Annotated in this window: 28 protein-coding genes and 1 pseudogene; 19 read left to right on the top strand and 10 right to left on the bottom strand. The window is 68.9% G+C overall.

What is annotated here, in order from left to right:
• Positions 1 to 138 precede the first annotated feature (138 nt).
• On the bottom strand, positions 139 to 1,485 hold the full coding sequence (locus B7R22_RS13175) for a PPOX class F420-dependent oxidoreductase (protein ID WP_172582373.1): 1,347 nt from the start codon (positions 1,483 to 1,485) through the stop codon (positions 139 to 141).
• Between the two features lie 111 nt (positions 1,486 to 1,596).
• On the opposite strand from B7R22_RS13175, the gene lipB reads away from it, so the two are divergent.
• The 3 genes from lipB (at position 1,597) to B7R22_RS13160 (ending at position 4,626) form a co-directional block, all read left to right on the top strand.
• Positions 1,597 to 2,373 (top strand): lipoyl(octanoyl) transferase LipB, encoded by a 777-nt coding sequence (gene lipB, locus B7R22_RS13170; RefSeq protein WP_116412149.1) that lies wholly within the window; start codon positions 1,597 to 1,599, stop codon positions 2,371 to 2,373.
• On the top strand, positions 2,370 to 3,359 hold the full coding sequence (gene lipA / locus B7R22_RS13165; protein ID WP_116412148.1) for a lipoyl synthase: 990 nt from the start codon (positions 2,370 to 2,372) through the stop codon (positions 3,357 to 3,359). Before lipB ends, lipA begins: the two co-directional genes overlap by 4 nt.
• Before the next feature lie 76 nt (positions 3,360 to 3,435).
• Positions 3,436 to 4,626 (top strand): Fic family protein, encoded by a 1,191-nt coding sequence (locus B7R22_RS13160; RefSeq protein WP_253259070.1) that lies wholly within the window; start codon positions 3,436 to 3,438, stop codon positions 4,624 to 4,626.
• Positions 4,627 to 4,670: 44 nt separating this feature from the next.
• Here the strand turns inward: B7R22_RS13160 and B7R22_RS13155 are convergent, their stop codons facing one another.
• The gene (locus B7R22_RS13155; RefSeq protein WP_116412147.1) at positions 4,671 to 5,867 is read right to left on the bottom strand and encodes a N(5)-(carboxyethyl)ornithine synthase; all 1,197 of its coding nucleotides are present in this window, start codon (positions 5,865 to 5,867) and stop codon (positions 4,671 to 4,673) included.
• 57 nt (positions 5,868 to 5,924) lie between these two features.
• Between B7R22_RS13155 and B7R22_RS13150 the strand changes: the two genes are divergently transcribed.
• From B7R22_RS13150 to B7R22_RS13120, 7 genes are all read left to right on the top strand, one after another.
• Positions 5,925 to 6,698: a dienelactone hydrolase family protein gene (locus B7R22_RS13150; RefSeq protein ID WP_116412146.1), complete on the top strand. Its 774-nt coding sequence runs from the start codon at positions 5,925 to 5,927 to the stop codon at positions 6,696 to 6,698.
• A gap of 19 nt (positions 6,699 to 6,717) precedes the next feature.
• Positions 6,718 to 7,068, top strand: coding sequence for a tryptophan synthase subunit alpha (locus B7R22_RS13145; RefSeq protein ID WP_116412145.1), 351 nt, complete (start codon positions 6,718 to 6,720; stop codon positions 7,066 to 7,068).
• Positions 7,069 to 7,217: 149 nt separating this feature from the next.
• Entirely contained in the window at positions 7,218 to 7,706 is a 489-nt protein-coding gene (locus B7R22_RS13140; RefSeq protein WP_116283994.1) for a CarD family transcriptional regulator, read from the top strand.
• A gap of 252 nt (positions 7,707 to 7,958) precedes the next feature.
• Positions 7,959 to 8,615, top strand: a complete 657-nt coding sequence (locus B7R22_RS13135; RefSeq protein WP_253259069.1) for a GntR family transcriptional regulator — start codon at positions 7,959 to 7,961, stop codon at positions 8,613 to 8,615.
• Positions 8,616 to 8,631: 16 nt separating this feature from the next.
• Positions 8,632 to 10,149 carry an MmgE/PrpD family protein gene (locus tag B7R22_RS13130; protein ID WP_253259068.1) on the top strand — a complete coding sequence of 506 codons (1,518 nt, stop codon included), beginning with the start codon at positions 8,632 to 8,634 and terminating at the stop codon, positions 10,147 to 10,149.
• A complete protein-coding gene (gene prpB / locus B7R22_RS13125) occupies positions 10,149 to 11,048 on the top strand; it encodes a methylisocitrate lyase (protein WP_116412142.1) in 900 nt (299 codons plus the stop codon). The genes B7R22_RS13130 and prpB overlap by 1 nt, the downstream gene beginning before the upstream one ends.
• A 29-nt stretch (positions 11,049 to 11,077) precedes the next feature.
• Positions 11,078 to 12,226: a bifunctional 2-methylcitrate synthase/citrate synthase gene (locus B7R22_RS13120; protein WP_116412141.1), complete on the top strand. Its 1,149-nt coding sequence runs from the start codon at positions 11,078 to 11,080 to the stop codon at positions 12,224 to 12,226.
• Positions 12,227 to 12,392: 166 nt separating this feature from the next.
• Here B7R22_RS13120 and B7R22_RS13115 read toward each other — a convergent pair whose 3' ends face one another.
• Together B7R22_RS13115 and B7R22_RS13110 are read right to left on the bottom strand one after the other, a co-directional pair.
• Positions 12,393 to 13,397 carry an MBL fold metallo-hydrolase gene (locus B7R22_RS13115; protein ID WP_116412140.1) on the bottom strand — a complete coding sequence of 335 codons (1,005 nt, stop codon included), beginning with the start codon at positions 13,395 to 13,397 and terminating at the stop codon, positions 12,393 to 12,395.
• Positions 13,398 to 13,454: 57 nt separating this feature from the next.
• Positions 13,455 to 14,378: a nucleotidyl transferase AbiEii/AbiGii toxin family protein gene (locus tag B7R22_RS13110; protein ID WP_116412139.1), complete on the bottom strand. Its 924-nt coding sequence runs from the start codon at positions 14,376 to 14,378 to the stop codon at positions 13,455 to 13,457.
• A gap of 50 nt (positions 14,379 to 14,428) precedes the next feature.
• On the opposite strand from B7R22_RS13110, the gene B7R22_RS19870 reads away from it, so the two are divergent.
• The gene (locus B7R22_RS19870) at positions 14,429 to 14,758 is read left to right on the top strand and encodes a hypothetical protein (protein WP_253259067.1); all 330 of its coding nucleotides are present in this window, start codon (positions 14,429 to 14,431) and stop codon (positions 14,756 to 14,758) included.
• A 210-nt stretch (positions 14,759 to 14,968) separates the two neighbouring features.
• On the opposite strand, the pseudogene B7R22_RS20265 reads toward B7R22_RS19870, so the two are convergent.
• Positions 14,969 to 15,118: pseudogene (locus tag B7R22_RS20265) on the bottom strand (type IV toxin-antitoxin system AbiEi family antitoxin domain-containing protein); the annotation flags it as partial.
• 70 nt (positions 15,119 to 15,188) lie between these two features.
• Positions 15,189 to 15,827 carry a LysE/ArgO family amino acid transporter gene (locus tag B7R22_RS13100; protein WP_216363451.1) on the bottom strand — a complete coding sequence of 213 codons (639 nt, stop codon included), beginning with the start codon at positions 15,825 to 15,827 and terminating at the stop codon, positions 15,189 to 15,191.
• Between the two features lie 68 nt (positions 15,828 to 15,895).
• Here B7R22_RS13100 and B7R22_RS13095 point away from each other — a divergent pair, with 68 nt between their 5' ends.
• Complete coding sequence (locus tag B7R22_RS13095; protein WP_116412137.1) at positions 15,896 to 16,810, top strand: LysR family transcriptional regulator ArgP; 915 nt, start codon at positions 15,896 to 15,898, stop codon at positions 16,808 to 16,810.
• A gap of 173 nt (positions 16,811 to 16,983) precedes the next feature.
• Positions 16,984 to 17,226 carry a hypothetical protein gene (locus B7R22_RS13090; RefSeq protein ID WP_116412136.1) on the top strand — a complete coding sequence of 81 codons (243 nt, stop codon included), beginning with the start codon at positions 16,984 to 16,986 and terminating at the stop codon, positions 17,224 to 17,226.
• 70 nt (positions 17,227 to 17,296) lie between these two features.
• Here the strand turns inward: B7R22_RS13090 and B7R22_RS13085 are convergent, their stop codons facing one another.
• On the bottom strand, positions 17,297 to 18,541 hold the full coding sequence (locus B7R22_RS13085; RefSeq protein ID WP_116412135.1) for a hypothetical protein: 1,245 nt from the start codon (positions 18,539 to 18,541) through the stop codon (positions 17,297 to 17,299).
• Positions 18,538 to 19,770, bottom strand: a complete 1,233-nt coding sequence (locus B7R22_RS13080; RefSeq protein ID WP_147305382.1) for a sensor histidine kinase — start codon at positions 19,768 to 19,770, stop codon at positions 18,538 to 18,540. The genes B7R22_RS13085 and B7R22_RS13080 overlap by 4 nt, the downstream gene beginning before the upstream one ends.
• A 118-nt stretch (positions 19,771 to 19,888) precedes the next feature.
• Here B7R22_RS13080 and B7R22_RS13075 point away from each other — a divergent pair, with 118 nt between their 5' ends.
• From B7R22_RS13075 to B7R22_RS13050, 6 genes are all read left to right on the top strand, one after another.
• On the top strand, positions 19,889 to 20,560 hold the full coding sequence (locus B7R22_RS13075; protein WP_116412133.1) for a response regulator: 672 nt from the start codon (positions 19,889 to 19,891) through the stop codon (positions 20,558 to 20,560).
• Positions 20,561 to 20,717: 157 nt separating this feature from the next.
• A complete protein-coding gene (locus tag B7R22_RS13070; protein ID WP_116412132.1) occupies positions 20,718 to 21,038 on the top strand; it encodes a hypothetical protein in 321 nt (106 codons plus the stop codon).
• Between the two features lie 78 nt (positions 21,039 to 21,116).
• Positions 21,117 to 21,584 carry a hypothetical protein gene (locus B7R22_RS13065; RefSeq protein ID WP_116412131.1) on the top strand — a complete coding sequence of 156 codons (468 nt, stop codon included), beginning with the start codon at positions 21,117 to 21,119 and terminating at the stop codon, positions 21,582 to 21,584.
• A 9-nt stretch (positions 21,585 to 21,593) separates the two neighbouring features.
• Positions 21,594 to 21,836 (top strand): hypothetical protein, encoded by a 243-nt coding sequence (locus B7R22_RS13060; protein ID WP_116412130.1) that lies wholly within the window; start codon positions 21,594 to 21,596, stop codon positions 21,834 to 21,836.
• A gap of 3 nt (positions 21,837 to 21,839) precedes the next feature.
• Complete coding sequence (locus B7R22_RS13055) at positions 21,840 to 22,700, top strand: alpha/beta fold hydrolase (RefSeq protein WP_116412129.1); 861 nt, start codon at positions 21,840 to 21,842, stop codon at positions 22,698 to 22,700.
• Positions 22,697 to 23,407, top strand: coding sequence for an esterase/lipase family protein (locus B7R22_RS13050; RefSeq protein ID WP_116412128.1), 711 nt, complete (start codon positions 22,697 to 22,699; stop codon positions 23,405 to 23,407). The genes B7R22_RS13055 and B7R22_RS13050 overlap by 4 nt, the downstream gene beginning before the upstream one ends.
• Before the next feature lie 309 nt (positions 23,408 to 23,716).
• Here the strand turns inward: B7R22_RS13050 and sufU are convergent, their stop codons facing one another.
• Both sufU and B7R22_RS13040 read right to left on the bottom strand, forming a co-directional pair.
• A complete protein-coding gene (sufU, locus tag B7R22_RS13045) occupies positions 23,717 to 24,172 on the bottom strand; it encodes a Fe-S cluster assembly sulfur transfer protein SufU (RefSeq protein ID WP_116412127.1) in 456 nt (151 codons plus the stop codon).
• A complete protein-coding gene (locus tag B7R22_RS13040; protein ID WP_116412253.1) occupies positions 24,169 to 25,581 on the bottom strand; it encodes a cysteine desulfurase in 1,413 nt (470 codons plus the stop codon). Before B7R22_RS13040 ends, sufU begins: the two co-directional genes overlap by 4 nt.
• Between the last annotated feature and the right edge of the window lie 147 nt (positions 25,582 to 25,728).

Genomic DNA, 25,728 nt, shown 5'->3' with positions numbered 1-25,728 from the left:
GCCTGCGCACGAAGGGACCCAAATCGCGTCAAGCGTCGCGCGTTGGAGCGATTTGGGGCCCTTCGCTGGGTGCGCGAGCGCGCGGTGTGGGGTGCGGGGGCAGGAGTGCGGCTACGCGGCCGGGGCCTGGGCGGGGCGCTACGCGGCGGGGGCGGTGATGCGCAGCATCACGCGGGGCTTCTGGCGGCGGGCGACGATGCGCTCGACGAGCATGAAGACACGGTACTCGAAGCCGTACTTCGCCCGGAACGCGGCCGCCAGGCGCTCCACCTCCGCAGGGTCGGCGACGATCTCGGTCTCGCCGGCGACGGCCTCCGCGCCGTCAGCAACCCGCCCGCGGCGGTCGCAGGGCCGGAGCTCCACGCGAGGGTTGTTGCGGAGGCGCTTCACTTTTCCGCTTTCCGACGGCGTCACGACCAGGAGCGCGTCGCCGTCGCGGGCGACCCAGACCGGCGTCGACACCGGCACCCCGGTCTTCCGGAACGTGGTCAGCGACACGAACGACTCGCCCGCCAGCGCGAGTGGGGTGCCGGGCGCGGGGAAGGGCGTGGCAGCGGGCGCACCGGAGGGGGTCACGACCCTGAGCTTACGGTCCACCGGTGCGGTCACACCGCTCAGTATGCTGCCGGCGTGACTGAGTGCGCGCCGGGCTTCCGGGGTCCACGGCGCCCCCACGAAGACGTGGAATGCCCCGCTGTACAGCCTCAGCTCGATCCTGCCTCCCGCCGCGGCGACCCTCCCGGCCAGCACCTTCGCATCCGGCGCAAGCAGATCGCGGGCACCCTGGTAGACGTAGACCGGCGGCAGGCCGCCGAGGTCGGCGAAGAGCGGGCTGAGAAGCGGGGATCGGGGGTCTGTGTCATCCGCCCACCACTGGCCGGCGGCCACCAGTCCGTCGCGGGCGAGCATCGGGTCGAGCTTCGCCGCTGCGGGGATGTCGGGGTTCGAGAGCGTGATGTCGAGCCAGGGTGAGAACAGGATGACGGCCGCGGGAGGGGTGAGCCCGGCATCCCGGTACCGGATCGCCTGCCCGAGTGCCAGCGCACCGCCGGCCGAGTCGCCGGCGAGGAACACCCGGTCGCCGTGGGTTTCGACGGCCGCGGCGTAGACGGCGTCGAGCAGGGTGTAGGCCTCGTCAACGTGATGATCCGGTGCGAGACCATAGAACGGCACCGTGACGACCGCTCCGCTCGAGGCGATGAGCGCGGCGATGATCGGCCAGTGCGGGGCGACCAGTGGGTAGACGTAGGCTCCGCCGTGCGTGTAGACGAGGTGCGCGCCGTTTGCGCCGGATCGGGGTGTGAGCTGCACGACACGCCGACCTTCGACGCTCAGCTCCCGAACGGTGGCGACGCGGTGGATGGCCCGCGGGATCGGGGCGGCGGGCTTCCGGTCGGCGAGCCGGTCGAGCACGGTGGCGGCATCCTTCGTGCCGACCGGTCTCGTGCGGAGCAGCATCCGGGTCACGGCCATCGAGATCGACATCTGCACTCCTCCTGCTGGTGTCTTCCCGATGATACGGGGCACCGCGGGAATCGGATGCCGCCATCCGGAGCAGTATTGTTGGACTCGGTCCATTAAAGCTATACTCGCTCCATGGTGGACATTCGGGAACTGGGCGTCGGGCACGAACTGGTGCCGTACACGAAGGCGCTGGCGCTGCAGCGCAGCACGCACGCGGGCGTCGTGGCGGGTGAGGCGGGCGGCACGGTGCTGCTGCTCGAGCATCCGTCGGTCTACACGGCCGGCAGGCGCACCGACCCGTCGGAGCGGCCCGACGACGGCACCCCGGTGATCGACGTCGACCGGGGCGGCAAGATCACCTGGCACGGCCCCGGCCAGCTCGTCGGCTATCCGATCGTCAGGTTGCCGGAGCCGATCGACGTCGTACAGTACGTGCGAGACCTCGAATCCGTTCTGATCGCGGTGCTCGCCGACCTCGGTGTCGACGCGCGGCGGGTCGCTGGCCGATCCGGTGCCTGGGTGGGAGAACCCGGAGCCGAGGACAAGATCGCGGCCATCGGCATCCGCGTCGCCGACGGCGTTGCGATGCACGGCTTCGCGCTCAACTGCAGCAACAGCCTCGACGCCTACGCCCGCATCGTGGCGTGCGGCATCCGCGACGCGGGCGTGACCACGATCTCCCGGGTCGTGGGGCGGGAGGTGACGCCGGCCGAGGCGCTGCCGTTCGTGGAGGAGCGGCTCGCCCAGCTCTTCGAGCGGTGGGTGGATGACCGGGCCGCCGCCGAGCGTCTCGTGAGCGATCGCGCCGCGGCCGACCGCCGGGTGAATGACCGGGTCGCCGCCCGCGCCACCACGGCCGGTGCGGCCGTCGCCACCGCGCCCGTCGCCACCGCGGGCGTCGCCGCGTGAGTGCCGAGGTGCCCGCGGGCCGGAAGCTCCTGCGCCTCGAGGTGCGGAACGCGACCACCCCCATCGAGAAGAAGCCCGACTGGATCAAGACGAAGGCCAGGTTCGGCCCCGAATACCGGCAGCTGCAGGAGCTCGTGAAGAGCGAAGACCTGCACACCGTCTGCCAGGAGGCCGGCTGCCCCAACATCTTCGAATGCTGGGAAGACCGGGAGGCGACCTTCCTCATCGGCGGGTCGCAGTGCACGCGCCGGTGCGACTTCTGCCAGATCGACACCGGCAAGCCCGCGGACTACGACACCGACGAGCCGCGCCGGGTCGCGGCATCCGTCTCCGCCATGAAGCTCCGGTACGCGACGGTCACGGGTGTGGCGCGCGACGACCTGCCCGACGAGGGGGCGTGGCTGCACGCCGAAACGGTGCGGCAGATCCACGAGGCGAACCCGGGGACCGGGGTCGAGATCCTCGCCACTGACTTCTCGGGCAATCCCTCGTTGCTCGCCGAGGTGTTCTCGTCGCGGCCCGAGGTGTTCGCGCACAATGTGGAGACGGTGCCGCGGATCTTCAAGCGCATCCGCCCGGCGTTCCGCTACGAGCGGTCGCTCGACGTGCTGACTCAGGCGCGCGCGGCGTCGCTCATCACGAAGTCGAACCTGATCCTCGGGATGGGAGAGGAGCGCGCGGAGATCAGCCAGGCGCTGCACGACCTCCACGACGCGGGAACCGACATCATCACGCTGACGCAGTACCTTCGACCTTCGCCCCGGCACCTGCCGGTCGCGCGCTGGGTGCACCCGTCGGAGTTCGTCGAGCTGAAGCAGGAGGCCGAGGAGATCGGGTTCCTCGGGGTGCTGGCCGGCCCGCTGGTGCGCTCGTCGTACCGGGCGGGCCGTCTCTGGGCGCAGTCGATGCGTGCGAAGGGATGGGCGATGCCGCCCGCGCTCGCGCACTTCGCCGAGGAGCCGGCCTCGTTCCTGCAGGCCGTCTGACCGCCTCCTGCTGTCCCGCTTATTTACACTAAGGTCGTTTAGTGTAAGTAAGGAGCAGATTATTCACCCCTACGACGTGCCGGGCGACTCGTGGCCGCGGGTCCAGACGGAGGCCGTGCCGTGGAGGGGTTCCGTCGCGGCCGACCATGTGACGCGGCGCGTCTGGGAGGAGATGCAGCAGCCCTACGAAGCGGCCGTGGTCCCGGCGATTGCCGCCGCCCGAGCCCCGCTGTCGTCGGCTCTGCTGGCAGAGGTCGACGACGCGACAGCGGAACTCGCGCGATTCGACGCAGAGATCGCTCAGCTCACCGCGCCGTACGCGTTCATTCTGCTCCGCAGCGAATCCGCCTCGAGCTCGCAGATCGAGAACCTCACCAGCGGTGCCCGCGCGATCTCCGAAGTCGACCTCGGCGAGCGTGACCAGGGGAACGCAGCTCTGATCGTCAGTAACGTGCGGGCCATGAAGGCGGCCATCGATCTCGCCGACGATCTGTCGGATGAGACGATCATCTCGATGCAGCGACTGCTTCTCGAGACGTCCGAACCGGAGCTGACCGGGCGATACCGCGAGCAGCAGGTGTGGATCGGCGGATCGAACTTCAGCCCGCACCGGGCCGCTTTTGTGCCGCCGGTTCCCGAGCGTGTGCCGGCTGCTATGGCAGACCTGTTGACTTTCGCCCGCCGCACCGATCTTCCGTCGCTCGTCGGAGTGGCTCTCGTGCATGCACAGTTCGAGACGATCCATCCTTTTCCCGATGGCAACGGCAGAACGGGCCGGGCGCTTGCGCAGTCGATGCTTCGCAGATCGGGGGTCACGCGCCACGTCACGGTGCCGATCTCGTCAGGGCTGCTCGCCCAGCGGGACGCCTACTTCGCGGCGCTCACCACCTACCGGCAGGGTGACCTCGCCTCCATCGTCGGGGTGTTCACCGACGCCGTCTTCCTCGCGGTGGCGAACGGCCGTCGTCTCGCGCATACCATCGCAGATCTGCAGGCCGCCTGGGGTGAGCGGCTTGCCGACACAAAATCGACCTCGTCGGCGCATCGTCTCGCCGTGCTCGCCATCCAGCATCCGGTGCTGAATTCGTCGTTCGTCGAAAAGGCGCTGGGGGTGCCCCCGAAGACCGCCCTGGCGGCTCTCGCGCGCCTGGAGGCTGTCGGCATCCTGCGGCCGGCCAGCGCCGCCTCGCGCAATCGGGTGTGGTTGGCGTTCGAGGTCATCGCGGCGCTCGACGCGTTCGCCGACCGCAGCACCCGGCGATTCTGAGGGGTCGGGGAGAGTCACCGCGCTCAGGGTCGACCGGCGCTGCGTCAGGCCAGCGGCAGGTAGGGGTACTCGGGCGAGCGGCCCTGGAACTCGAGGATCGCCTCGTTCCGGATGCGCCCCTCGTCGATCTCGATGGCCCGGGTGATCGTATCCGACTCCGCCCAGGCCGCCCGCCCCGACATCACGGGCCGGAGGAACGGCATCAGGGCCTCGCTGATCTCCCAGGTGGTCGAGTTCCAGAGGAACGACGGGCTGTGATCGACCGCGTAGTAGTTCGTGGCTCGCCCCACCGTGAACATCGGCTCGGCGAACGTCGTCGGGCGCGCCCAACTGAAACCCATGCCCTCGTCGACCGAGACATCCACGATCAGACTGCCGGGCCGGAACGCATCGAGGTCTTCGAGACGCAGGTAGGTGAGCGGCGCGTTCGGGTCCTGCAGGGTGCAGTTCACGACGATGTCGCGCTCGGCGAGGAAGGGTGCGAGCAGCACGGGGCCATCCGCCGAGTTCACGATGCTCTCGTAGGGTGCTTCGGCATTGTGCTCGAACTGGATGATGTCGACCGACGGTATCGGTGAGCCGACGGCCGCGATGCTGCGGTTGGTCAGCACCTGCACGTCGTGGATGCCGAGGGCGTTCAGCGCCGTCACCGCACCCCGGGCGGTCGCGCCGAAACCGATCACGATGGCGGTCAGCCGGCGACCATAGTCGCCGGTCGATCCACAGAGCTGCAGGGAGTGCAGCACCGAGCAGTACCCGGCGAGCTCGTTGTTCTTGTGGAACACGTGCAACCCGTAGCTGCCGTCGCTGTTCCAGTGGTTCATGGCCTCCCACGCGATCAGGGTGAGGTTCTTGTCGATCGCGAGCTGGGTGATCCCTCTGTCCTGCACGCAGTGCGGCCAGCCCCAGAGCGTCTGCCCGTCTCGCAGGTCTTCGAGGTCGCTGACCTGGGGTTTCGGCAGCAGCAGAACATCGGCCTGCGCGATGATCTCTTCGCGCGTGCCCAGTGCTCCGACAAGTGGCGAGAGTTCGTCATCCGAAATTCCGAAGCGTTCTCCGTAGCCGTACTCCAGCACGATGTTCGCGCGCACGTCTTCGTCGATGCGCTCGAGGTGCTCGGGATGAAGCGGTAGCCGCTTCTCGTCCACTTTCCGTGAGGTGTGCAGAACTCCTAGCCGGAGGAGGGGCTGTGAGGGAGAAGTGGAGCCTGTGGACGAGAGGTCAGAAGCTGTCGGGGCCATGGGCTGAGGCTACGCCACGCAGCTCATTGCCGGGTTTTCGTGCGTAGGCTTGGAGCCATGACGACCGCGTACCCCACCCCGCTCACCCCGGCCCTCGAAACCCTGCTCGCTTCTGTGGAGGAGGCAGGGGCCGTCGAGACCACCGCCGTCACCTTCGGGGAGTTCGGCGGGTTCCTGGCCAAGCCTGCGGCAGTGGATGCCCGCCCGGCGGTCCTCATCATCAGCGACTGGTCCGGGCTTAACAACCACGCCCGGGTGCGCGCGGAGATGCTCGCGCGGCTCGGCTACATCGCCCTCGCAGGCGACGTCTATGGCGACGGCCGCGAAGTCGGGCAGGATGAGGCGCCCGCGCTGGCGGGAAAGTTGTACGCCGACACTGACCTGTTCCGGGCGCATCTCGCAGCGAACCTCGAGCGGCTGCGCACGGAGCCCGGTGTCGACCCCGAGCGCATCGCGGTGATGGGCTACTGCTTCGGCGGATCGGGCGCGCTCGAACTCGCCCGTTCCGGGGCGGACATCGCTGGGGCTGTTTCGTTCCACGGCCGGCTCGCAACAGAGACCCCGGCCGAGAATGGAGCGATCACCGCACCCCTCCTGGTATTGACCGGTGCGGCAGACCCCGTGGTTCCCGACGACCAGGTCGTCGACTTCGAGAACGAGCTCCGCGCCGCCGACGCCCCCGACTGGCAGGTCGTCAGCTACAGCGGAGCGATGCACGCGTTCACGATGCCCGACACGAACGCCCCCGACTACGGTGCAATGTTCGATGCCACGGCCAACGCGCGGTCCTGGGTGGCCATGCGGGCCTTCTTCGACGAGATCTTTGCGTGACAAGGATCGGGATCATCGTTTGAACAGGGACACCAGCGGCCGGCCGTTCAGCAGCCAGCCTTTCGGCGGCGCGAGCCTGGAGGTGCTGCGGGCCGAGGCGCGTGAGGAGCTCGACACCGTGGTGCACGAACGGTTGCTGGGCGGCGAGGATCCGTGGCAGTTCATGGAGGAGCTTCCGACGGTGGATGAGCTTGTCGTGTACCTGCTTCGCGCAGAGGCCATCGAGGCGAATGGGGGCCAACGAGCATCCGGAGCCCGAGAGTACCGGGTGCTCCGTCAGATCGCGATGCAGCACCCCGACCTCACGAAGACGGTCTGGCGGATGCTCGGGGAGCACGGTTGGCAGCCGGAGAGGGCCCAGAACCACTGATGTGGCCGGCGGCGTGAGCGGGGGCTGCGGTCGGGTAGAATAGCACTCTGTGCTCACTGTGCCATGCTTTTTTTGCTGGCAGTCACCGGGATTCTCGTCGAGGGGGTCTGCTGGGTGGGCCGAGACGATTTGAACAGAGGCAGTCGTAATTGAAGATTGAAGTCGGCGAGACACTCGTCTACCCCCACCACGGCGCGGTCACCATCACGGCCATCGAATCACGCGACGTCAAAGGCGAGCAGAAGCGGTTCATCACGCTGAATGTGCACACCAGTGAGCTCACCATCAAGATCCCGGTCGACAACATCGACCTGGTCGGCGTGCGGGACGTCATCGACGACGCCGGTGTGCAGGCCGTCTACGACGTGCTGCAGAACCCGTTCGTCGAGGAGCCGGGCAACTGGTCGCGCCGGTACAAGGCCAATCAGGAGAAGATGGCCTCCGGTGACGTGAACCGCGTCGGCGAGGTGGTGCGCGACCTCTGGCGCCGGAACGAAGACAAGGGCGTGTCGGCCGGAGAGAAGCGCATGCTCGAGAAGGCGCGGCAGATCCTGGTCTCCGAGCTGGCCCTCGCGCAGTCGCTCAGCGATGAGAAGGCGTCGCTGCTGCTCGACGACGTGCTGGCCGCCGTCAAGTAGCCCCCTTGCCCCGCTGCGCGTAACGTCGAGTCGCCGCCCAGCGGCAGGCTGGCCGGATCGAAGGGACCCATATCGTGCATCACCCCGCGGGGTGGCGCGAGATGGGTCCCTTCGTCTTTGCTGCGAGCAGCCGAGATTCAGCTTGTGCACATTCGTGGGGCTGGACAGTCGATTCTGCTCGAAAGGTGGCCGAATAGCGCGTCAGTGTGTACATTCGGAGGAAGAGATCGACGGATGGCAAGGGAGGCGACGGTGGCATCACGCGCGAGCGACCGGGCCTACGAGCTGCTCCGCGACGAGATCCTCGAGTGGCAGCTGCAACCCGGCACCACCCTCGGCGAGGTCGAGACGGCCGCCCGCCTCGGCATCTCCCGCACTCCGCTCCGTGAGGCGCTCGGCCGGCTGCAGGCCGACGGTCTGCTCGCCGAGTCCGGCCGGGGGCTGGTCGTCACCGCCGTCTCGACCGACAACGTGGCAGAGCTGTTCGAACTGCGCCAGGCGCTCGAGCAGCAGGCGGCGCGTCTCGCCGCCGCCCGCCGCGATGAGAGGGTCTTCGCCGAATTGCTGGCGCGATTCCGCACGGCGCCGGCACTGCTCGCCGCCGACGATCCCGGACGCCACGACTACTTCGAGCTCGTGCGCGAGTTCGACCGCGCCGTGGACGGGGCCGTGCGGAGCTCCTACCTGGTCTCGGCCCTCGCGAATCTGCGCATCCACCTCGCCCGGGTGCGCCGCCTCTCGCAGGACAACCCCGATCGACTCCTCGAAGCAGCAGGCGAGCACCGGATGATCGTCGAGGCCATCCTCGGCGGCGACGCCGACCTGGCGGCTCACGCCACCCATGTGCACCTGCACAAGTCCCTGCAGGCGATCCTCTCCACCGCAGCCCACCCTCGCGCAACATCCTGATCGAAAGGACCCATCCGTGGTCGAACACCTGAACGTGCGCACCTACAAGAGCGACGAAGACCTGCCCCGCGAGAACCAGCTCGCCCACCGCATCGCACGGGTCGCAGCCGACCCCGTCGAGGTCACCCCTGAGGTGATCGACATGGTGATCAACCGCATCATCGACAACGCCAGCGTCGCAGCCGCCTCCCTCACCCGGAAACCCGTCGTCTCCGCCCGGTCGCAGGCCGAGGCCCATCCCTACACTCCCGGTTCGACCGTCTTCGGCCTGCCTGCCGGCGAGACGAAGAGCCCCGAGTGGGCCGCCTGGGCGAACGGAGTTGCGGTTCGCGAGCTCGACTTCCACGACACGTTCCTCGCCGCCGAGTACTCGCATCCGGGCGACAACATCCCGCCGATCCTCGCCGTGGCGCAGCACGCGGGCAAGACCGGTGCCGACCTCGTTCGCGGCATCGCGACCGGCTACGAGATCCAGATCGACCTCGTGAAGGCGATCAGCCTGCACGAGTTCAAGATCGACCACGTGGCCCATCTCGGACCGAGTGCCGCCGCCGGCATCGGCACGCTGCTGGGCCTCGACGTGGAGACCATCTTCCAGGCCGTCGGCCAGGCCCTCCATGTGACCACCGCCACCCGCCAGTCCCGGAAGGGCGAGATCTCCAGCTGGAAGGCGCACGCCCCCGCGTTCGCCGGCAAGATGGCGGTCGAGGCCGTGGACCGAGCGATGCGCGGCGAGACCAGCCCGACCCCCATCTACGAAGGCGAGGACGGCGTGATCGCCTGGCTGCTCGGCGGCCCCGACCGCGTCTACGACGTCGCCCTCCCCGCCCCGGGCGAGGCCAAGCGCGCCATCCTCGACAGCTACACGAAGGAGCACTCGGCCGAGTACCAGGCGCAGGCGTGGATCGACCTGGCCCGAAAGCTCCACTCCGAGCATCCGGAGCTCGTCGACCCGGCGAACGTCACGCAGATCGTGCTGCACACCTCGCACCACACGCACTACGTGATCGGATCGGGTGCGGGCGACCCGCAGAAGTACGACCCCACCGCGTCGCGCGAGACGCTCGACCACTCGATTCCGTACATCTTCACGGTCGCGCTGCAGGACGGCACGTGGAACCACGAGGCGTCGTACCTCCCGTCGCGTGCGGCCCGGGCCGACACGGTCGAGCTCTGGAACACGGTCACCACGGTCGAGGATGCCGAGTGGACCCGCCGCTACCACTCGAACGATGTCGCTGAGAAGGCGTTCGGCGGCCGCGTCGAGATCGAGCTCGCGAACGGCGAACGCATCGTCGACGAGATCGCCGTAGCGGATGCCCACCCGCTCGGTGCCCGGCCGTTCCAGCGTGCCGACTACATCCACAAGTTCCGCACGCTCGCTGCGGGCGTTCTGGAAGAGACCGAGATCGAGCGCTTCCTCGCGCTCGCCGAGCGCACCTACGAGCTGACCGCCGACGAAGTGCGCCAGCTCACCATCGTCGCGAAGCCCGGCCTCCTGGCCTCCGTCGAAACCCCGAAGGGACTGTTCTGATGCTGTACGCCACTAAGACCCCGGCCGCCAAGCGCGCCGACTTTCGCGCATCGCTCGCGACCGGGAAGCTCCACCGCCTGCCCGGCGCCTTCAACCCGCTCTCCGCCAAGATGATCCAGGCCAAGGGCTTCGAGGGTGTCTACGTCTCGGGCGCCGTGCTCAGCGCCGACCTCGGGCTCCCCGACATCGGCCTCACCACGCTCACCGAGGTCGCCGGCCGCACCCAGCAGATCGCGCGGATGACCGACCTGCCCGTTCTGGTCGACGCCGACACCGGCTTCGGCGAACCCATGAACGTGGCCCGCAGCATCCAGACCCTCGAAGACGCGGGTGTGGCAGGCCTGCACATCGAGGACCAGGTCAACCCGAAGCGGTGCGGTCACCTCGACGGCAAGGCCGTGGTGGAGCTGGATGTCGCGCTGAAGCGCATCCGCGCCGCAGCCGACGCCCGCCGCGACCCGAACCTGCTCATCATGGCGCGCACCGATGTGCGGGCGGTCGAAGGCCTCGCCGCCGCGCAGGATCGAGCCCGTGCGCTCGTGGACGCCGGAGCCGACGCCATCTTCCCCGAGGCTATGGCCGACCTGACCGAGTTCGAGGCGATCCGCGCGGTCGTCGACGTTCCGGTGCTGGCGAACATGACCGAATTCGGTAAGAGTGAGTTGTTCACGACCACGCAGCTCGAGAGTGTGGGCATCAACATCGTCATCTACCCGGTGTCGCTGCTGCGGCTCGCGATGGGCGCGGCCGACCGGGCGCTCGACGCGCTGAACGCCGAGGGCTCGCTGAACAGCGTGGTCGGTGAGATGCAGCACCGCGCCGACCTCTACGAACTGCTCGACTACGAATCGTACAATTCGTTCGACTCGTCGGTCTTCAACTTCCAGATCCAGCGCTGACCCGCGCACCACACACCGAAGGAGCTGTCATGGGCGACACCACCAACGCACCATCCACCACCGCCGCTGAGCCGGAGATCCGCAAGGGCCTCGCCGGCGTCTACGCCGACCACACCGCCGTCTCGAAGGTCAACGCCGAGACGAACTCGCTGCTGTATCGCGGCTATCCGGTGCAGGAGCTCGCGGCGAACTGCTCGTTCGAGCAGGTCACCTACCTGCTCTGGCACGGTGAACTGCCGACGGCGGCGGAGCTCGAGGAGCTGCAGCACGTCGAGCGGTCGTTCCGCTCGCTCGATCCCGAGATCAAGCAGGTCATCGACATCCTGCCGACCAGCGCCCACCCGATGGACGTGCTCCGCACCGCGGTGAGCGCCATCGGCGCGCTCGATCCGCATGCCGACGATGCGAGTGTCGAGTCGAACCTCGCGAAGTCGGTGCAGCTGTTCGCGCAGATCCCGGCCGTGGTCGCCTACGACCAGCGTCGCCGCCACGGCCTCGACATCATCGAGCCGAACGACGAGCTGAGCTATGCCGAGAACTTCCTCTACATCACGTTCGGCGAGGTGCCCGACAAGGTCGTGGTCGACGCGTTCAACGTGTCGCTCATCCTTTATGCCGAGCACTCCTTCAACGCGTCGACGTTCACGGCGCGGGTCATCACGTCGACCCTCTCCGACCTGTATTCGGCCGTCGTCGGCGGCATCGGCGCGCTGAAGGGACCTCTGCACGGCGGCGCGAACGAGGCGGTCATGCACATCTTCGACGAGATCGGCACGGCCGACAAGGCAGCTGACTGGCTCGCGGATGCCCTGGCCCAGAAGCGCAAGATCATGGGCTTCGGCCACCGGGTCTACAAGAACGGCGACTCGCGGGTGCCCACCATGAAGGCGTCGCTCGACACCCTGGTGGACTACTACGAGCGCCCCGACCTCTCGGAACTCTACGACACCCTCGAACAGGCAATGACCGGCGGCAAGAACATCAAGCCGAACCTCGACTACCCCTCGGGCCCGGCCTACCACCTGATGGGATTCGACACCCCGACGTTCACCCCGCTGTTCGTCGCGGCGCGCATCACCGGCTGGACCGCCCACATCGCCGAGCAGCTCGCCGCCAACTCCCTGATCCGCCCCCTCAGCGCCTACAACGGCGTCGACGAGCGTCACCTCGAGGTGTAGCCCCCCGCCGCCGCGCTCTGCCCTTCTGCCTGCGAATCACCGTCCATCCACCGAAATCTGTCGCTCTGCGACGCTCTGACCGACAGATTCCGGTGGATCGATTGAGTTGAGGGTGGGGGTGGGGAGGAAGGTGACGGGGTGGGGAGGGTGGCGACATCCGGATCGCTCACGCCAGGTAGCGCTCCCAGTCACCGTTCCGCACGCGCCCCGAGTGCATCTCGGTCTGGGCGAGGGCGGAACGGCGGTACGCGCCCTGCAGTCCGTCCCAGCCGGCCGTCCAGTGCAACTGTTCCGCGACCTGCCACACGCTGGCTTCCGGATGCCCAGCCAGCACGGCCGCGGTCTCCCGCGTGCGGCGGTCGTGGTGTTCGGCCGACTCACGGCGGCGCTCGCCGAGCCCGCTGAACCGGTACCCGTGGCCCGGCAGCACCTCCCAGTCGTCGAACGGCGCGAGGCTGCCAAGCGAGTCGATGTAGGTCGAGACCGGATTGCCGGTCATCCGGCCCCCGAGCCCGATGCCGGGGAAGATCATCGGCAGCAGGTGGTCGCCTGTGAACAGCATTCGGTCATCCGCGTCGACGAAGCAGACGCTGCCGGCCGTGTGGCCCGGGGTGGCGAGCACGCGGATGCTGCGGCCGGGGATGTCGAGAGTGTCGCCGGGCTCCAGCAGCAGGTCGGCGCGGGTGTCGACCACGGCGGCATCGGAGAGGGACGTCTCGCGGAGCATCGCGCGCTCGACGTCAGGGACTCCCCAGCGGGCGAAGTCCTCGTCGCCGTACGTGACCGCCGGCACCTGCAGCTGCTGCTCGATGGCCTCCTGGTCGATGCGGCTGAGGCCGATCCGCGCCTCGAAGGCCTCTTGGAGACGCCCGGCAATGCCGATGTGGTCGATGTGCATGTGCGTCATGGTCGCGCTCGCGATGTGTCTCACCGAGCTGCTGATCTCGATGAGGGCCCGCCTGAGCGTCTCGAAGTTCGCATCGGAGTTCCAGGCCGGGTCGATGATGTGCACCCGGTCCTCCGCGTCGACGATCAGGTAGCTCAGCGTGTACGGCAGCTGCGGGTTCGGCTTGGCCTGTGGCAGGGCCCAGATCCCGTCGCGGATCTGCTCGAGCGGCGGCACGGCGCCGCTCTCGGACGCGGCGTACTGGATCGGGCTCGTGGGCTGCATGCCCTTCACGCTATCGCGCCCCTCCTCGCCTGCCTGGTCTCCCGTAGAGCATTTCGTTCATGATCGCCGGGTCCAGCGGAGGATTGAGGGATCCCAGACGCCGTGTTCGACGGTGCCACTCAGGATGGGGTCGAGGAGCGACTTTGCCAGCGAAAGTGCATCCTCGACAGTTCGATAATTCATGAGAAACATGATCTGCCTGGCGAGACGAGCGTAGGCAGGTCCCCAGCTTGCAGGAATCCGGAATTCGACGGGTGGATCAAGCCGGCGCAGAATCATTTCGGTTGCCAGCGCTTGATGGAGTGCATGAGCGTCGATCTGTTCGTGAAGCGCGATTGTGACCAGGTCGACGAGATCCTTCTCCCGCGAGGGCGCTTTGCCAGCGACGCCATAGGAGGTGAGAGTGGCGCAGGCCTTGTCGGCGATCTGGTCGGCGATGGGGTAGAGCAGGTAGTCATGCGATCTGAGGCGGGGCAACGGCAATCGGTTCGCCGGGGCGCGTCTTTCGACTCTGCCGGTCGGAGTGTGCCCGGCGGCTAGATCGATCGACAGGTTTCCGTGCTTGGTGACTCCGATGTAGACGTCGAAGGTGAGATTGGTGCCCGCGGTGTAGGGCTGGTTCTCTCCGCCGATCTGGGTGCGGCGACCTGCGAACGCGAATCTGAAGTGGTCGCCCAGATCGATTCTCGAAAGGGTGATCAGATCCGCGACGGCGGCCTCGGTTTCGGTGTCAATGCTGGCGAGATCGACGTCTCGCGTGCTTCGGGCATGGGCGACTCGCGCGAGCATCCCTGTGCCGCCTTTGAGGAGGAACGTGCTGTTCGGGTCCGAGAACACCCTGCACAGGAAGCGGTCGTACGTTGCCTGCTGAACGAGGGTGCCGACGCTCGGGTTCAGATCTTGAGCCGCCATCCGGGCCGCCGACTTGATGGCGGACCGGACAGCGTTGCCGTCGGAGTACCCGGGAAGCACCTGGATCATCGTCGCTCGGTCCTTTCGTCGGTGCGATCGCCACTCAGCGGATCTGACGTGTGCTCAGCCCCATCGCCCGGCGTTCGCGACCGAAGTACGTCATCCATGCCGCCTCTTTCGAGCAGGTCTTCGAGCAAGCCGCGTCCATCGCCTGTGCGGTGACCGTTACGGGCGGAAAGCGGATCCAGCAGTTCGACGAGGTGGCCGAGGCGGACGGGGGCACGGCGAACGGCGTCCCCGAGAACGTCAACGACCAGACTGAGGTCCTCGCGATCCATTACCAGGTCTGCGATGGTGCGTTCTGTTGTGCTGACGGGAAGTCCCTGGACGATTGTGATGTCGTCGGCGGCCAGCGTGCGTCGGCGGTGCCGTATCTCCGGTCGCTGTGATTGGTGCCGGGTCTCACTTAAGAAGGTGAAAGGCTCTGGCTGCAGATTCCCGATCTGATGGAGGAACGCCGCAGTGGCACCACCCACCACAACGCCGCCCGGGCCATCGTTCGCCCGGTCCTCGGCGGTTCTGGATGGATCGGTGCTCAGCCAAGCCGCTCGGAGGTCGTCGTATTCGGTCGGGGGGCTCCCTGCGTCCCGGTAGACACCATGGCTCAGGCGCTCCAGGCCGCCTGCGGCGGCGAATCTCCCGAGCTGCAGTCGGTCGACGCCTTGACGAACAGCTTGAGCGGTTGTCAGCATGCCCCATTGCGCAGACGAGAGGTGTGCCAGAGCTTGGCGAGCTTCTCCCTGTTTCATGCTTTGAATGTATCACTTGGAGATACATTCAAAGCATTCCGCCAATCTGGCGAGGGGTGCTTCGCGACGGTCAGGCGCCGAGCGCCATGCGGAGGCCGAGCGCCAGCATCACCACGGCGATGAGGGCGTCGAGCACGCGCCAGGCACCGGGGCGGGCGAAGACAGGGCGGAGGAGGCGCGCACCGAAACCGAGGCCGAAGAACCAGAGGAAGCTGGCGAGGATCGCCCCGCCCACCCACCACCAGCGCTCGGACGTGCCCTGCTGGTTCGCCACGGAGCCGAGGAAGATCACGGTGTCGAGGTAGACGTGCGGGTTCAGCCAGGTGAGGGCGAGGGCGGTAAGGGCGGCGGTGGAGAGGCGTGTCGCAGGCCGGCTGTCGGTGGAGGCCGAAGGGTCGAGCGCTTTCGGACGGAAGGCACGGTAGGCCGCGAAGAGCCCGTAGACGATCAGGAACCCCGATCCGACGATCCGGATGATCACCAGAACGGCGGGAGCAGCCGAGATCAGCGCTCCGATGCCGAGGGTTCCGGCGACGATGAGGACGGCGTCGGAGAGGGCGCAGATCGAGACGACGACGGCGATCATCCGGCCCTGCCCCTCGATGCCGAGCCGCAGCACGAAGGCGTTCTGGGCACCGATGGCGATGATCAGTGAGAGGCCGGTGAGGAGGCCGAGCAGCGCGGGCAGGAGAGTCTCCGAAGCGGGCACGGTCTGACAGTAGAGGCCCGTGCGGAATGAATCCAGCTAAAGATTTTCAGCAAGCCTAAGCTCAGCTTATGGACGGATTCGCGCGGGAGCAGTTGGAGACCCTCATCGTGCTGGTCGACGAGGGGACGTTCGAGTCTGCCGCAACCCGCCTGCACATCACCGCATCGGCGGTCTCGCAGCGGGTGAAGGCGATGGAGCAGCGGGCGGGCCAGATCCTCCTCGAGCGCAGCAATCCGGTGAGGCCGACATCGGCGGGGGATGTGGTGCTGAGGCTCGCCCGCCAGGTGCAGCTGGTCGAGGCGGAGGCGCTCGCCGATCTCGGCCAGGCGGGAGCGGGCCCGGGCGCGAAGTGGCCGGCGATCCCGGTCGCGGTGAACGCCGACAGTCTCGCGACGTGGTTCCTGCCGGCGCTGGCCGACGCGGCCGGGCGCCTCGATGTCGTCTTCGATGTGCGGCGCGACGACCAGGGGTACACGACGGCCATGCTGCGCTCCGGTTCGGTGATGGCGGCGGTCACGTCGAACCCCGAGCCGGTGCAGGGATGCTCGGTGACGGCGCTCGGCGTGATGCGCTACCGGGCGGTGGCGAGCCCGTCGTACACCGGGCGGTGGCGGGGCGCTTCCGGTGACCTTGCTTCGTGGCTGTCGACCGCGCCGCACATCGATTTCGACCGGCGGGACGAGCTGCAGAGCGGGTTCCTCCGCCAGCTGGTTCCGGATGCCCGGGCCGCTGCTGCTCCCCGGCACTTCGTGCCGACCTCGGCCGACTTCGCACGTTCGATCGTGGCCGGGCTCGGCTGGGGGATGCTGCCCGAGCAGCAGTGCGCGGCCGAACTCGCCCGTGGCGACCTCGTCGAGCTGGCTCCGAGCCAGCCCACCGACGTGCCACTGTTCTGGCAGCGCTGGAACCTGGCGTCGACGCTGCTCGATGCGCTGACCGTCGCTGTGCGGAAGGCGGCGGCCTCGAGCCTTCGCGCCGTGTGACGAGGACGCTGCGGCACGACGAGGCTTCGTGACGAAGCGACGGCACGGTGAGGGTGCGGCACGGTGGGGCTGCGCCGCGGCGGGGGCTGGTGCCTAGGCTCATGGTGTGCCTAGGCTGAGGGAGGGCATCCGGAACGGGCGGTGAGGGTTTGAAGCGCAGCAGGAACGAACTCATGACGCTGGAGGAGGCGACCCGCATCGAGGCGCAGGTCGCGAGCGGCTCGCTCGATCTCAGCCTGCCGGGCACCCAGCAGCTCGTCGATGAGGCGCATCGGGTGCACGTCAGCGCATACATGTGGGGGACGACCCGCGGTGAGTCGGGGCGGAAGCGGCTGCACACCGGCATCGCCGTCGGAATCGGGATGGTCGTGGTGACGGTCGGTGGGTTCTGCGTGCCGTTCCTCGAGGCGCGCTGACGGGGCGACGGTTCGGGGGCCGGATGGCCTGCCATCCATAGCCGAAGCCGAAGCCATAACCGAAGCCGCGTCAGCCGAGATCGACCCGGACCAGCGCCCGGTCCGCCCCCACCTTTATGGTGTACCGGCCGAGCCGGTCGAACAGCGGCCACACCGCCGGATCGATTCCCCGTCGCCGCGTGTCGGTGAGTGCGAACACCACGGTCAGGGGAGCGACGCCGGCCCCGGCTGATCCGGCGAAGGCCAGTTCGAGCACGGGCGCGGTCGCGGTGGCTGCGCAGAGCCAGGTCAGGGCGAGCAGGTTCCGGCGACGGCCGGGTTCGAGTGTCGCCGCGAGCAATCCGGGGTCGTCGATCGTGACCGATCGACTGAGTCGTTCCGATTCCGTCACCGCGATCTGGAGCCAGGTCTGTTCGTGGTCGGAGAGCAGTGCGAGCCGGAGGTCGTCGCCGAGGAGCTCAGCCTTCGCGGCCGTGTCGGCATCGATGGGGTGGTCGGCCGGCAACCGCGACACAGAGGCCAGAAGCGTCTCCGCTGCGCTGTCGAGCCGCCGCAGTTCCGAGACCGAACCCATTCCGTGGCCCACGGCGGATGCGGTGACGAGGCTCTCCGTGACGGCGCGGTCGATCTTCCGCCCGAGATACCGATCCGAGGCACCGATCATCGAGATTCCCGCCACGACGGGTGTGAGTCCGAGGAGGAGGCCGGTGACCCCGGCGGAGAGACTGGACGGGTTGAACAGGTAGCCGACCACCAGTGCTCCGCCTCCGCCGACGGCCAGGCAGACCGCGCCGACGACACTGCGCCGGAGCGGTTGCAGGGGGAGGCAGGCGAGCAGGCAAGCCCCGAAGCCGATCATCGTCGTGGGGTAGAGGGCTGTTCTGCCGCCGTCGATCGTGAAGGCCGCGAGGTCGACAGCGATGCACAGCACTCCAGTGCCGGTGAGGAGCCGCGAGAGGCGACCGGGGATGATTCCCCCGTTCCGCTTCGCCGCCAGCACTGCCCCGATGAACAGCACGATGAGCAGCCCCCAGGCGAGGAGCGTCAGCCAGCGGAACGGTCCGCCCGACCAGGACCACCCCAGAGAGACGAGTCCGCGAACCATCAGCAGCCCACCGAGAACCACGAAACCAAGGCCAAGGTAGCCGGCGCTCACATTCCTGTCCTGGCGGATTCGGGCGCGCAGCCGGCTGATCGCCGCCGGCCCACCGCTGGTCGCCGCGATGAGCTGCGACAGAGTGCTGGTCGCGTCGGGCGCGGGGGATGTGGACGGCTCAGACTTAGCGGAGGCAGCGCGGTCGAACCGCGTACTCATCGCGGAACCTCCAGGAGCACCGTGGTGCCGCGGCCGGGGGAGGAGAACACCCGCGCGACTCCGCCGACGGCGGCGATCCTGGCCTCGACCGATTCGGCCAGCCCGAGGCGACCCGCGGGAACGAGGGCCCGCTCGAAGCCCGTGCCGGTGTCTGTCACGACCACACGCACGAGCGCCTCATCCTCGCTGACGGTGATCTCGGCGACGGTCTCGCCCGAGTGCCGGCGCACGTTCTCGAGGCACTGGATGACGGCCCGGGTGAGAGCGTCGAGCTGGGCGGATGTCGCAGCCAACCGGGCCGGGCCGTACCAGGTCACGCTGAAGTCGCGGGCGGCGCACCACGTCTCGACCTCTGCGTGGAGCTCGCTCGGTGGATGCTCCGCCAGCGACTCCGGGGAGTCCAGCGACTCCGGCAGCTCCGCCGACTCCGCCCTCACCGGCAGGGGAGCAGCGAGAGTGCCCGCCGTGCGGAGCTGCGCGAGCAGAGCGCTGTCGGCGGCAGCCTGTTCGCGAAGCGCGCCCGGACGCACCCCGACGCCGGAATGGGCGATGACCGTGAGCGTTGCGAGCACTGTGTCGTGCAGCATCCGTGCGCCGTAGCGGAGTTCCGCTTCCGTCTCGGTGGACCGGCGCTCGGCTGCGTACCCCTCCCTCAGCCGTTCGACTCCTGTGTCGGCACGCCGGACGCTCCGTGCCAGCCACAGCCCGGCGAAGGTCATCGCGATCCAGCCGCCCACCACCGCCACCGCGACGAAGGGCGCACGACCGGAGGGGGCGGTCACGACGACGGCGAGAACGAGCATGGGCACGAAAGAGGTGAGCGCGACGACCGGCAGTGACCGACGATCGGCGACGGCCACGAGCAACGACGGAACGGCCATCGACGAGAGGGCGGTCACCGTGGCGAGTGTCGCCGAGGAGTCGACGCCCACACCAGGGAGGAGGAAGGCGGTCATTGTGGCCAGGCCGGCACCGTAGACCAGTACCGCACGCACGGCGGTCTGGCGGCTGCCGAGAACCACGAAGCCCGCGATCATGAGGGCGATCCCGAACAGGGCGGGGGCAAACGATCCCGCCCTGTCCAGCTGCGGCACCACCAGGTTGAGCATCGCGGAGAGACAGAAGACCACGCCGAATCCCCGCGCACAGACAGCGCCGAGCCGAAATCCCGCAGGAGGGGCCTCTTCGGGGGAACCAGGGCGACGGCTGGCCCCAGAACGTGTCGTCACCTCTGAAATCTACCCCGGGGGACCCCGAAGTGCACCGTGGCTGGTGTCGCTCGCCTGCGCCCCCCTTCCGGGTGTCGTTCCGGCAGGATGGCTCCCTCCGATCTGGCAGGATGCCTGTATGGCACCAACGGGAATCCGACTCGCGATCGTCGATGACCATCGGATGCTCCTGACCGCCCTCGGCGAGTGGATCAGGGCCGCGACCACCGACATCGAGCTCGTCGCCGCGGTGAGCAGCTGGCCGGACCTGCTGGCGCATCCGCAGTTCCCGGTGGATGTCGTGCTGCTCGACCTCGACCTGCGCGACAACCTGCCGATCTCGGTCAAACTCCGGGCCCTCGGAACCGTCGGCGTCAGGACGGTGGTGATGAGCACGTACTCCGAACCGGCCGTCGTGCGTGAAGCGCTCGCCGCCGGCGCCCTCGGCTACCTCGTGAAGAGCGAGCAGGCCGAGAACATCGTGCTGGCCGTACACGCGGCCCACTCCGGCGAGACCTTCGTGTCTGCCCGGTTGATCCCGCAGCTCGAGGCAGGCGACGACGCGTCGCGGCTGTCGGCGCAGGAACGGCGGGTGATGGCCCTCTACAGTTCGGGAGACTCGGCGAAACGGATCGCGACGCTGCTGCACATCAGCGAGGAGACCGCGAAGTCGCACCTCAAGCGGATCCGCCGGAAGTACCGGCTGGCGGGAATCGACGTCGGCACGAAAGTGGCGCTTCGCGAGGAGGCGATCCGCAGTGGGCTGATCGGGCCGGATGACCGGCAGCGGCTCGAACGCTACGAATCCTGACCTCTCGGCGGGCGTCGACCGGCCGCGCTGCTCACGGTGACGGTCCCGGCCTCTCTCCGCGCTAGCGTTGCAGTGCGAGCGCAAAACCGTTGCGCCGCCGTTCGGTGGTCGCACATCGCGAACCCCCGCGCCGTTCGACCTGCTGGGAGGCAGAAACATGGTCAGTTCCGTTGCGGCAACCGAGAGCTACGAGAACCTCGCCGTTCTGATGCGCGATGAGGAGGGGGTGGCCGTGACCGGCGACGGTCTGACGGTGCACGGCACGGTCTTCGCGTTCCTCGACGGCGACGACCTCGTGGTCGAACTGCCCGCCGCGCGTGGCGCCGACCTGCAGGAGCGCGGCATCGCCCGGGCGCACGCCGCCGAGGGCAGCCCGGCCCGCGACTGGGTGCGTGTCGACGACCAGCAGCTCTGGCCGGAGCTCGCCGGCGAGGCGCACACATTCGTGGGAGAGCCGGCTGTGGGCGGAGACTCGTAGCGCACTCCACAAGGGGCTTGCCTGTGGCGGGTCCGACGGCGAGGGTGTGAGTCAGAACCCCGACGCTGGAGGATCCGGATGCACGACAACCCTGAGAACGATGGCCCCGATTCCGCTCACCTGCGACCGGAGGGCGTCGACGACAAGACCGTCGAGGCACTCGGCAAGCTCAGCGAGGCGCTCGAGGTGGTGGAGAACGCCCGCGGGCTGCTCTACGGGTTCCACCGGATGACCGGCCAGGCCGATCTCGCCCTGGGGGAGGCCGTGGCGCTGCTGCGTGAGAGCGGGCATCCGGAGCTCGCCGACCGGATCGACGACGAGCTCGTCGGGCGCAACGTGATCGACGGGCGGTGGACGTTCCAGATCGTCGAAGACTACGACGCGAACTACTGGTCGGCGTTCCGCGAGCTCGAGCAGGCGGCCCGCGACGCCCTCGTGGATGGCCGGCGGCACCTGTTCGAGGCCGAGATGAAAGAGGGTCGGCGCACCCACGGACGCCCGCACCACGAGGCGCAACCCCCTGAGCGAAATCGTTCCGCGGGTTAGCGTTAGTGCGTGCCCGCAGACACCGAGAACCCGACAGACGCTGAGAACCCGACAGACGCTGAGAACCCGACAGCCGCTGAGAACACTGTCGACGCCGACGGCGGTTTCACCGCAGAGCGACGCGAACAACTCCTGACCGCGCCGAAGGCCGACGAGCTCGACGCGGCACCCCGCATCGCGGTCACCGAGGTCGCGCCGCACACGAAGCGCATCGACGTGCGTGACGACGCACCCTACCGCCCGGGCGGCTGACCTGTGATCGCAGCGGGCCGTGTGCTCACCGTCGGTGGGCTGCAGTTCCGGGTGGTGCAGAGCAGCCTCGAGGGGCGGATGAGCCGGCCGGTGTTCGTCATCGTGCACGGTATCGGGTCCTCGCACCGGTACGGCACGCGGCTGCAGAACGAACTCGCGCTGGCGGGGGAGTCGCTCTCGCTCGACCTGCCCGGCTTCGGCGGGATGCGGACCCCCGGGCATCCGCTCAGCATCGAGGCCTACGCGAGCATGATCGGCCGAGTGTTCGACGCGCTGCACCTGCCGAATGCCGTGCTGATCGGGCACTCCATGGGGGCCCAGATCGTGACCGAGCTGGCGCTGCAGCGACCGGAGCTCGTCTCCCACCTGGTGCTCATCGGCCCCGTCGTCGACCCGTCGCGGGACACCCTGCTGCGACAGACCGCCGCCCTGGCGCGCGACAGCCTCGGCGAGCCGCTGTTCGTCAAACGCACTGCCCTTGCCGACACGGCGCGGGCGGGCCTCCGGTGGTTCCTGCGGGAGACGTCGCCGATGCTCGCCTACCCGCTGCGGGAGCGCCTCTCGGGGGTGCGGGTTCCGGTGCTGGTGGTGCGCGGAACGGATGATCCCATCGCCCGGCACGAGTGGTGCGCCGCCGTGGCAGGGTCGGTTCCGGGTACCCGCCTGGTTGAGGTGTGCGGGCAGCGCCACGTCGTGCATCTCACGGCGCCACGGCGTGTGGCGGCGCACATCCTGGGCCTGGTGCGGCCGATTGCGGCCGGGCCGGGGGCGTCGCGGGGAGGGGTGGGCGCGCCGGCTGCAGAGTGCGTGGAGGGTGCGGAGACTCCGGAGGGCATTGAGGCTGCGGAGGGGGAACGCCGATGATCGGCGGCACCTGGGCCTCGCGGGGCGCGCGGGTGCTTGCTGAGGCGCGTTGGTGGGCGCTCGACTACCTCTACGCTCTGACGTGGCAGGCGCGGGCCGCGGTCTCGCGGGCCGACCCGCGCCAGTACCTCAGCGGTAGCGCGCGCCCCGTGCTCGTGATCCCGGGCATCTTCGAGACCTGGCAGTTCCTGCGGCCGACGATCGAGGCGCTGCACTCGGCCGGGCATCCGGTGCACGTGGTGACAGCGCTGCAGAACAACCGGGTGCCGCTCGATGCGGCCGCGCGGATCGCCGCCGACTACCTTCTCGCGCGCGACCTCCGCGGCGTGGTGATCGTGGCGCACAGTAAGGGCGGGTTGGTCGGCAAGCGCCTCATGTTGCTGCCGTCGACCGCCGCGCGCATCGACGGGATGGTCGCCGTCGCGGCGCCGTTCGGGGGGTCCCGCTACGCACGGTTCCTGCCATTGCGGTCGCTCCGAGCGTTCCGGGCGACGGATGCCGGACTCTCCGCCCTCGGCCGGGACCTCAGTGCGAACGCGCGGATCGTCTCCGTGTTCGGCGTCTTCGACCCGCACATCCCCGAGGGCAGCGCACTCGCCGGGGCCGAGAATGTGCGGCTGGACACGGGCGGCCACTTCCGCGTGCTGGCCGACCCGCGCACCGTCGCGGCGGTGCTCGCCCGCGCCGCCGCCCCCGCCGCGCGCTGACGCCCCGCCCGCCGCCGACCGCGCTCTGACGCCCCCCGCCGCGGCAGTCCGGAGAACGGACACGTTTTCGGCAATCGTCCGCAGCATGTGGCGAGGATCGCCAGAACCGTGTCCGTTCCGAGCGCCGGACGTGGCGCCCGGGGGACCGCGGGCGCGGGAGCGGCGCGGAGCGTGGCCGTTTTCGCCAGAACGGGAGGAGATACGCGGCTGTACCGCTCTATTCGCCCCACCTTGGCCCAGCTCCTCCCGAAGTGCCGAGAGGCGGCGGCGGGGCGCGGGCGGCGGCGGGGCGCGGGCGGCGCGGGCACGCTACGCGCGGGCGGCGGGCAGCTTCAGCAGGGCATCCTCGAGGGCGACCCAGGCGAGCATCGCGCACTTCACGCGGGCGATGTACCGCGACGTGCCGCCGAGCACGACGGCATCGCCGAGCAGGTCCTCGTCGGGCTCGAGCTGGCCTTTCGAACGCATCGCAGTGCGGAAGGAATCGATCCGCTCGCGCATCCCCGGCACATCGATGCCGGGCGCGAGGTCGGAGAGCAGCGAGGCCGAGGCCTGCGAGATCGAACAGCCCTGCCCTTCCCAGGCCAGCCGCGAGACGGAGCCGTCATCACCCAGATGCACCTGCAGGGTGATCTCGTCGCCGCACGTCGGGTTGACCTGGTGCGACTCGGCGTTGTCGCCCGGCAGGAGCCCGAAGCCGTGCTTCTCACGAGCATGATCGAGGATGACCTGCTGGTAGAGGCCCTGCAGTTCGCCCGAGCTCATGCGCGAGCATCCTGAGCGGCCGCGCCCAGAACCGCCGTCGCGGACGCCGCCTGCGCAGCGGGCGGCGCGAAGAACATGATGGCGTCGGCGACACCGGCGAGGAACTCGTCCACCTCGGCCTGGGTGTTGTACAGGTACGCGCTGGCGCGAGTCGACGCCGTCACGCCGAAGCGTCGGTGCAACGGCTGCGCGCAGTGGTGGCCGACGCGCACGGCGATGCCCCGGTCATCCAGGAACTGGCCGACGTCGTGCGAGTGGATGCCCGCAACCTCGAAACTCGCCAGCCCCACCCGTTCGCGGCCGGCCGCCGGGCCCAGCACGGTGACGCCGTCGATGGCGCTGAGACCTGTGACAAGCCGCTGGCCGAGGAACGCCTCGTGCGCCTCGATGCGGTCGAGGCCCACCGCCTCGAGGTAACCGACCGCCGCGCCGAGCGCGATGGCCTGCGAGACGCGCTGGGTTCCGGCCTCGAAACGTTGCGGGGCGGGCAGGTATTCTGCGCCATCCATCGTGACCGTCGTGATCATCGACCCGCCGGTCAGGAACGGAGGGAGCGCGTTCAAGAGCTCACGGCGACCGTAGAGCACGCCGATTCCGGTGGGAGCGAGCATCTTGTGGCCCGAGAATGCGGCGAAGTCGACATCCAGCGCGTGGAGGTCGAGGGCCAGGTGCGGGGCGGACTGGCAGGCATCCAGCAGCACGAGTGCACCGACGTTGTGGGCGAGGGCCACCAGTTCGGCAACAGGATTGATGGTTCCGAGCACGTTCGACACGTGGGTGAAGGCGACGACCTTCGTGCGTTCGCCGATGATCCCGGGCGCGAGGTCGAGGCGGAGCGTGCCGTCGTCGGCGAGCGGGATGAACCTCAGTGTCGCTCCCGTTCTGGCCGCGAGTTCCTGCCAGGGAAGGAGATTCGCGTGGTGCTCCATCTCGGTCACGACGATCTCGTCGCCCGGCCGCAAGGCGAACCGCTCGGCTGCGCGCCCGCCGCGGCTGACGCTGGCGTTCGACATCGCGTAGGCGACGAGGTTGACCGCCTCGGTGGCGTTCGACGTCCAGACGATCTCGTCGTCGTCGGCTCCGACGAACCGCGCGACGGCATGCCGAGCATCCTCGAACAGCTCCGTGGCCCCGGCCGCGAGCGTGTGCGCCCCGCGGTGCACGGCGGAATTGCGGCGGAGGTAGTAGTCGCGCTCGGCATCGAGCACGGCGAGCGGTTTCTGCGAGGTCGCGCCCGAGTCGAGGTAGACGAGTGGATGCCCGTTCACGTGTTCGCCGAGGATCGGGAAGTCGGCGCGCAGTGCCTCGAGCTCGGCGGCGGTGAAGGGTGCGGCGGCTGTGGCGGGTTCGGCGGGGGCTGCGGCTGTGCCGGCTCGTGGTGCGACGTCTGTTGCGGGCGTGGTGGTCATCGACCGGACCTCTGCTTTCTGATGCCCTTCCAGTCTAGACAGCGCCTCGGGCCCGGGGCCCTTCGTGATGCGGCGGGCCGGGCTGCCCTGCAGCACGTTCAGGCGGAACGGCCGCGTGCCGTCGCCGTGCGACAGGACCTGCGCCAG

It is taken from the genome of Subtercola boreus, assembly GCF_003399635.1.
GTDB lineage: Bacteria > Actinomycetota > Actinomycetes > Actinomycetales > Microbacteriaceae > Subtercola > Subtercola boreus_B.
This window is presented reverse-complemented; position numbering and strand designations above follow the sequence as displayed.

Coding starts and splice junctions, on each gene's coding strand:
- B7R22_RS13075 (WP_116412133.1), top strand. CDS start 19,889: ATGGCACCAACGGGAATCCGACTCGCGATCGTCGATGACCATCGGATG.
- lipB (WP_116412149.1), top strand. CDS start 1,597: ATGGTGGACATTCGGGAACTGGGCGTCGGGCACGAACTGGTGCCGTAC.
- B7R22_RS13050 (WP_116412128.1), top strand. CDS start 22,697: ATGATCGGCGGCACCTGGGCCTCGCGGGGCGCGCGGGTGCTTGCTGAG.
- B7R22_RS13175 (WP_172582373.1), bottom strand. CDS start 1,485: ATGTCGATCTCGATGGCCGTGACCCGGATGCTGCTCCGCACGAGACCG.
- B7R22_RS13110 (WP_116412139.1), bottom strand. CDS start 14,378: ATGATCCAGGTGCTTCCCGGGTACTCCGACGGCAACGCTGTCCGGTCC.
- B7R22_RS13070 (WP_116412132.1), top strand. CDS start 20,718: ATGGTCAGTTCCGTTGCGGCAACCGAGAGCTACGAGAACCTCGCCGTT.
- B7R22_RS13090 (WP_116412136.1), top strand. CDS start 16,984: ATGACGCTGGAGGAGGCGACCCGCATCGAGGCGCAGGTCGCGAGCGGC.
- B7R22_RS13155 (WP_116412147.1), bottom strand. CDS start 5,867: ATGGCCCCGACAGCTTCTGACCTCTCGTCCACAGGCTCCACTTCTCCC.
- B7R22_RS13065 (WP_116412131.1), top strand. CDS start 21,117: ATGCACGACAACCCTGAGAACGATGGCCCCGATTCCGCTCACCTGCGA.
- prpB (WP_116412142.1), top strand. CDS start 10,149: ATGCTGTACGCCACTAAGACCCCGGCCGCCAAGCGCGCCGACTTTCGC.
- B7R22_RS13150 (WP_116412146.1), top strand. CDS start 5,925: ATGACGACCGCGTACCCCACCCCGCTCACCCCGGCCCTCGAAACCCTG.
- sufU (WP_116412127.1), bottom strand. CDS start 24,172: ATGAGCTCGGGCGAACTGCAGGGCCTCTACCAGCAGGTCATCCTCGAT.
- B7R22_RS13120 (WP_116412141.1), top strand. CDS start 11,078: ATGGGCGACACCACCAACGCACCATCCACCACCGCCGCTGAGCCGGAG.
- B7R22_RS13095 (WP_116412137.1), top strand. CDS start 15,896: ATGGACGGATTCGCGCGGGAGCAGTTGGAGACCCTCATCGTGCTGGTC.
- B7R22_RS13115 (WP_116412140.1), bottom strand. CDS start 13,397: ATGCAGCCCACGAGCCCGATCCAGTACGCCGCGTCCGAGAGCGGCGCC.
- B7R22_RS13085 (WP_116412135.1), bottom strand. CDS start 18,541: ATGAGTACGCGGTTCGACCGCGCTGCCTCCGCTAAGTCTGAGCCGTCC.
- B7R22_RS13040 (WP_116412253.1), bottom strand. CDS start 25,581: ATGACCACCACGCCCGCAACAGACGTCGCACCACGAGCCGGCACAGCC.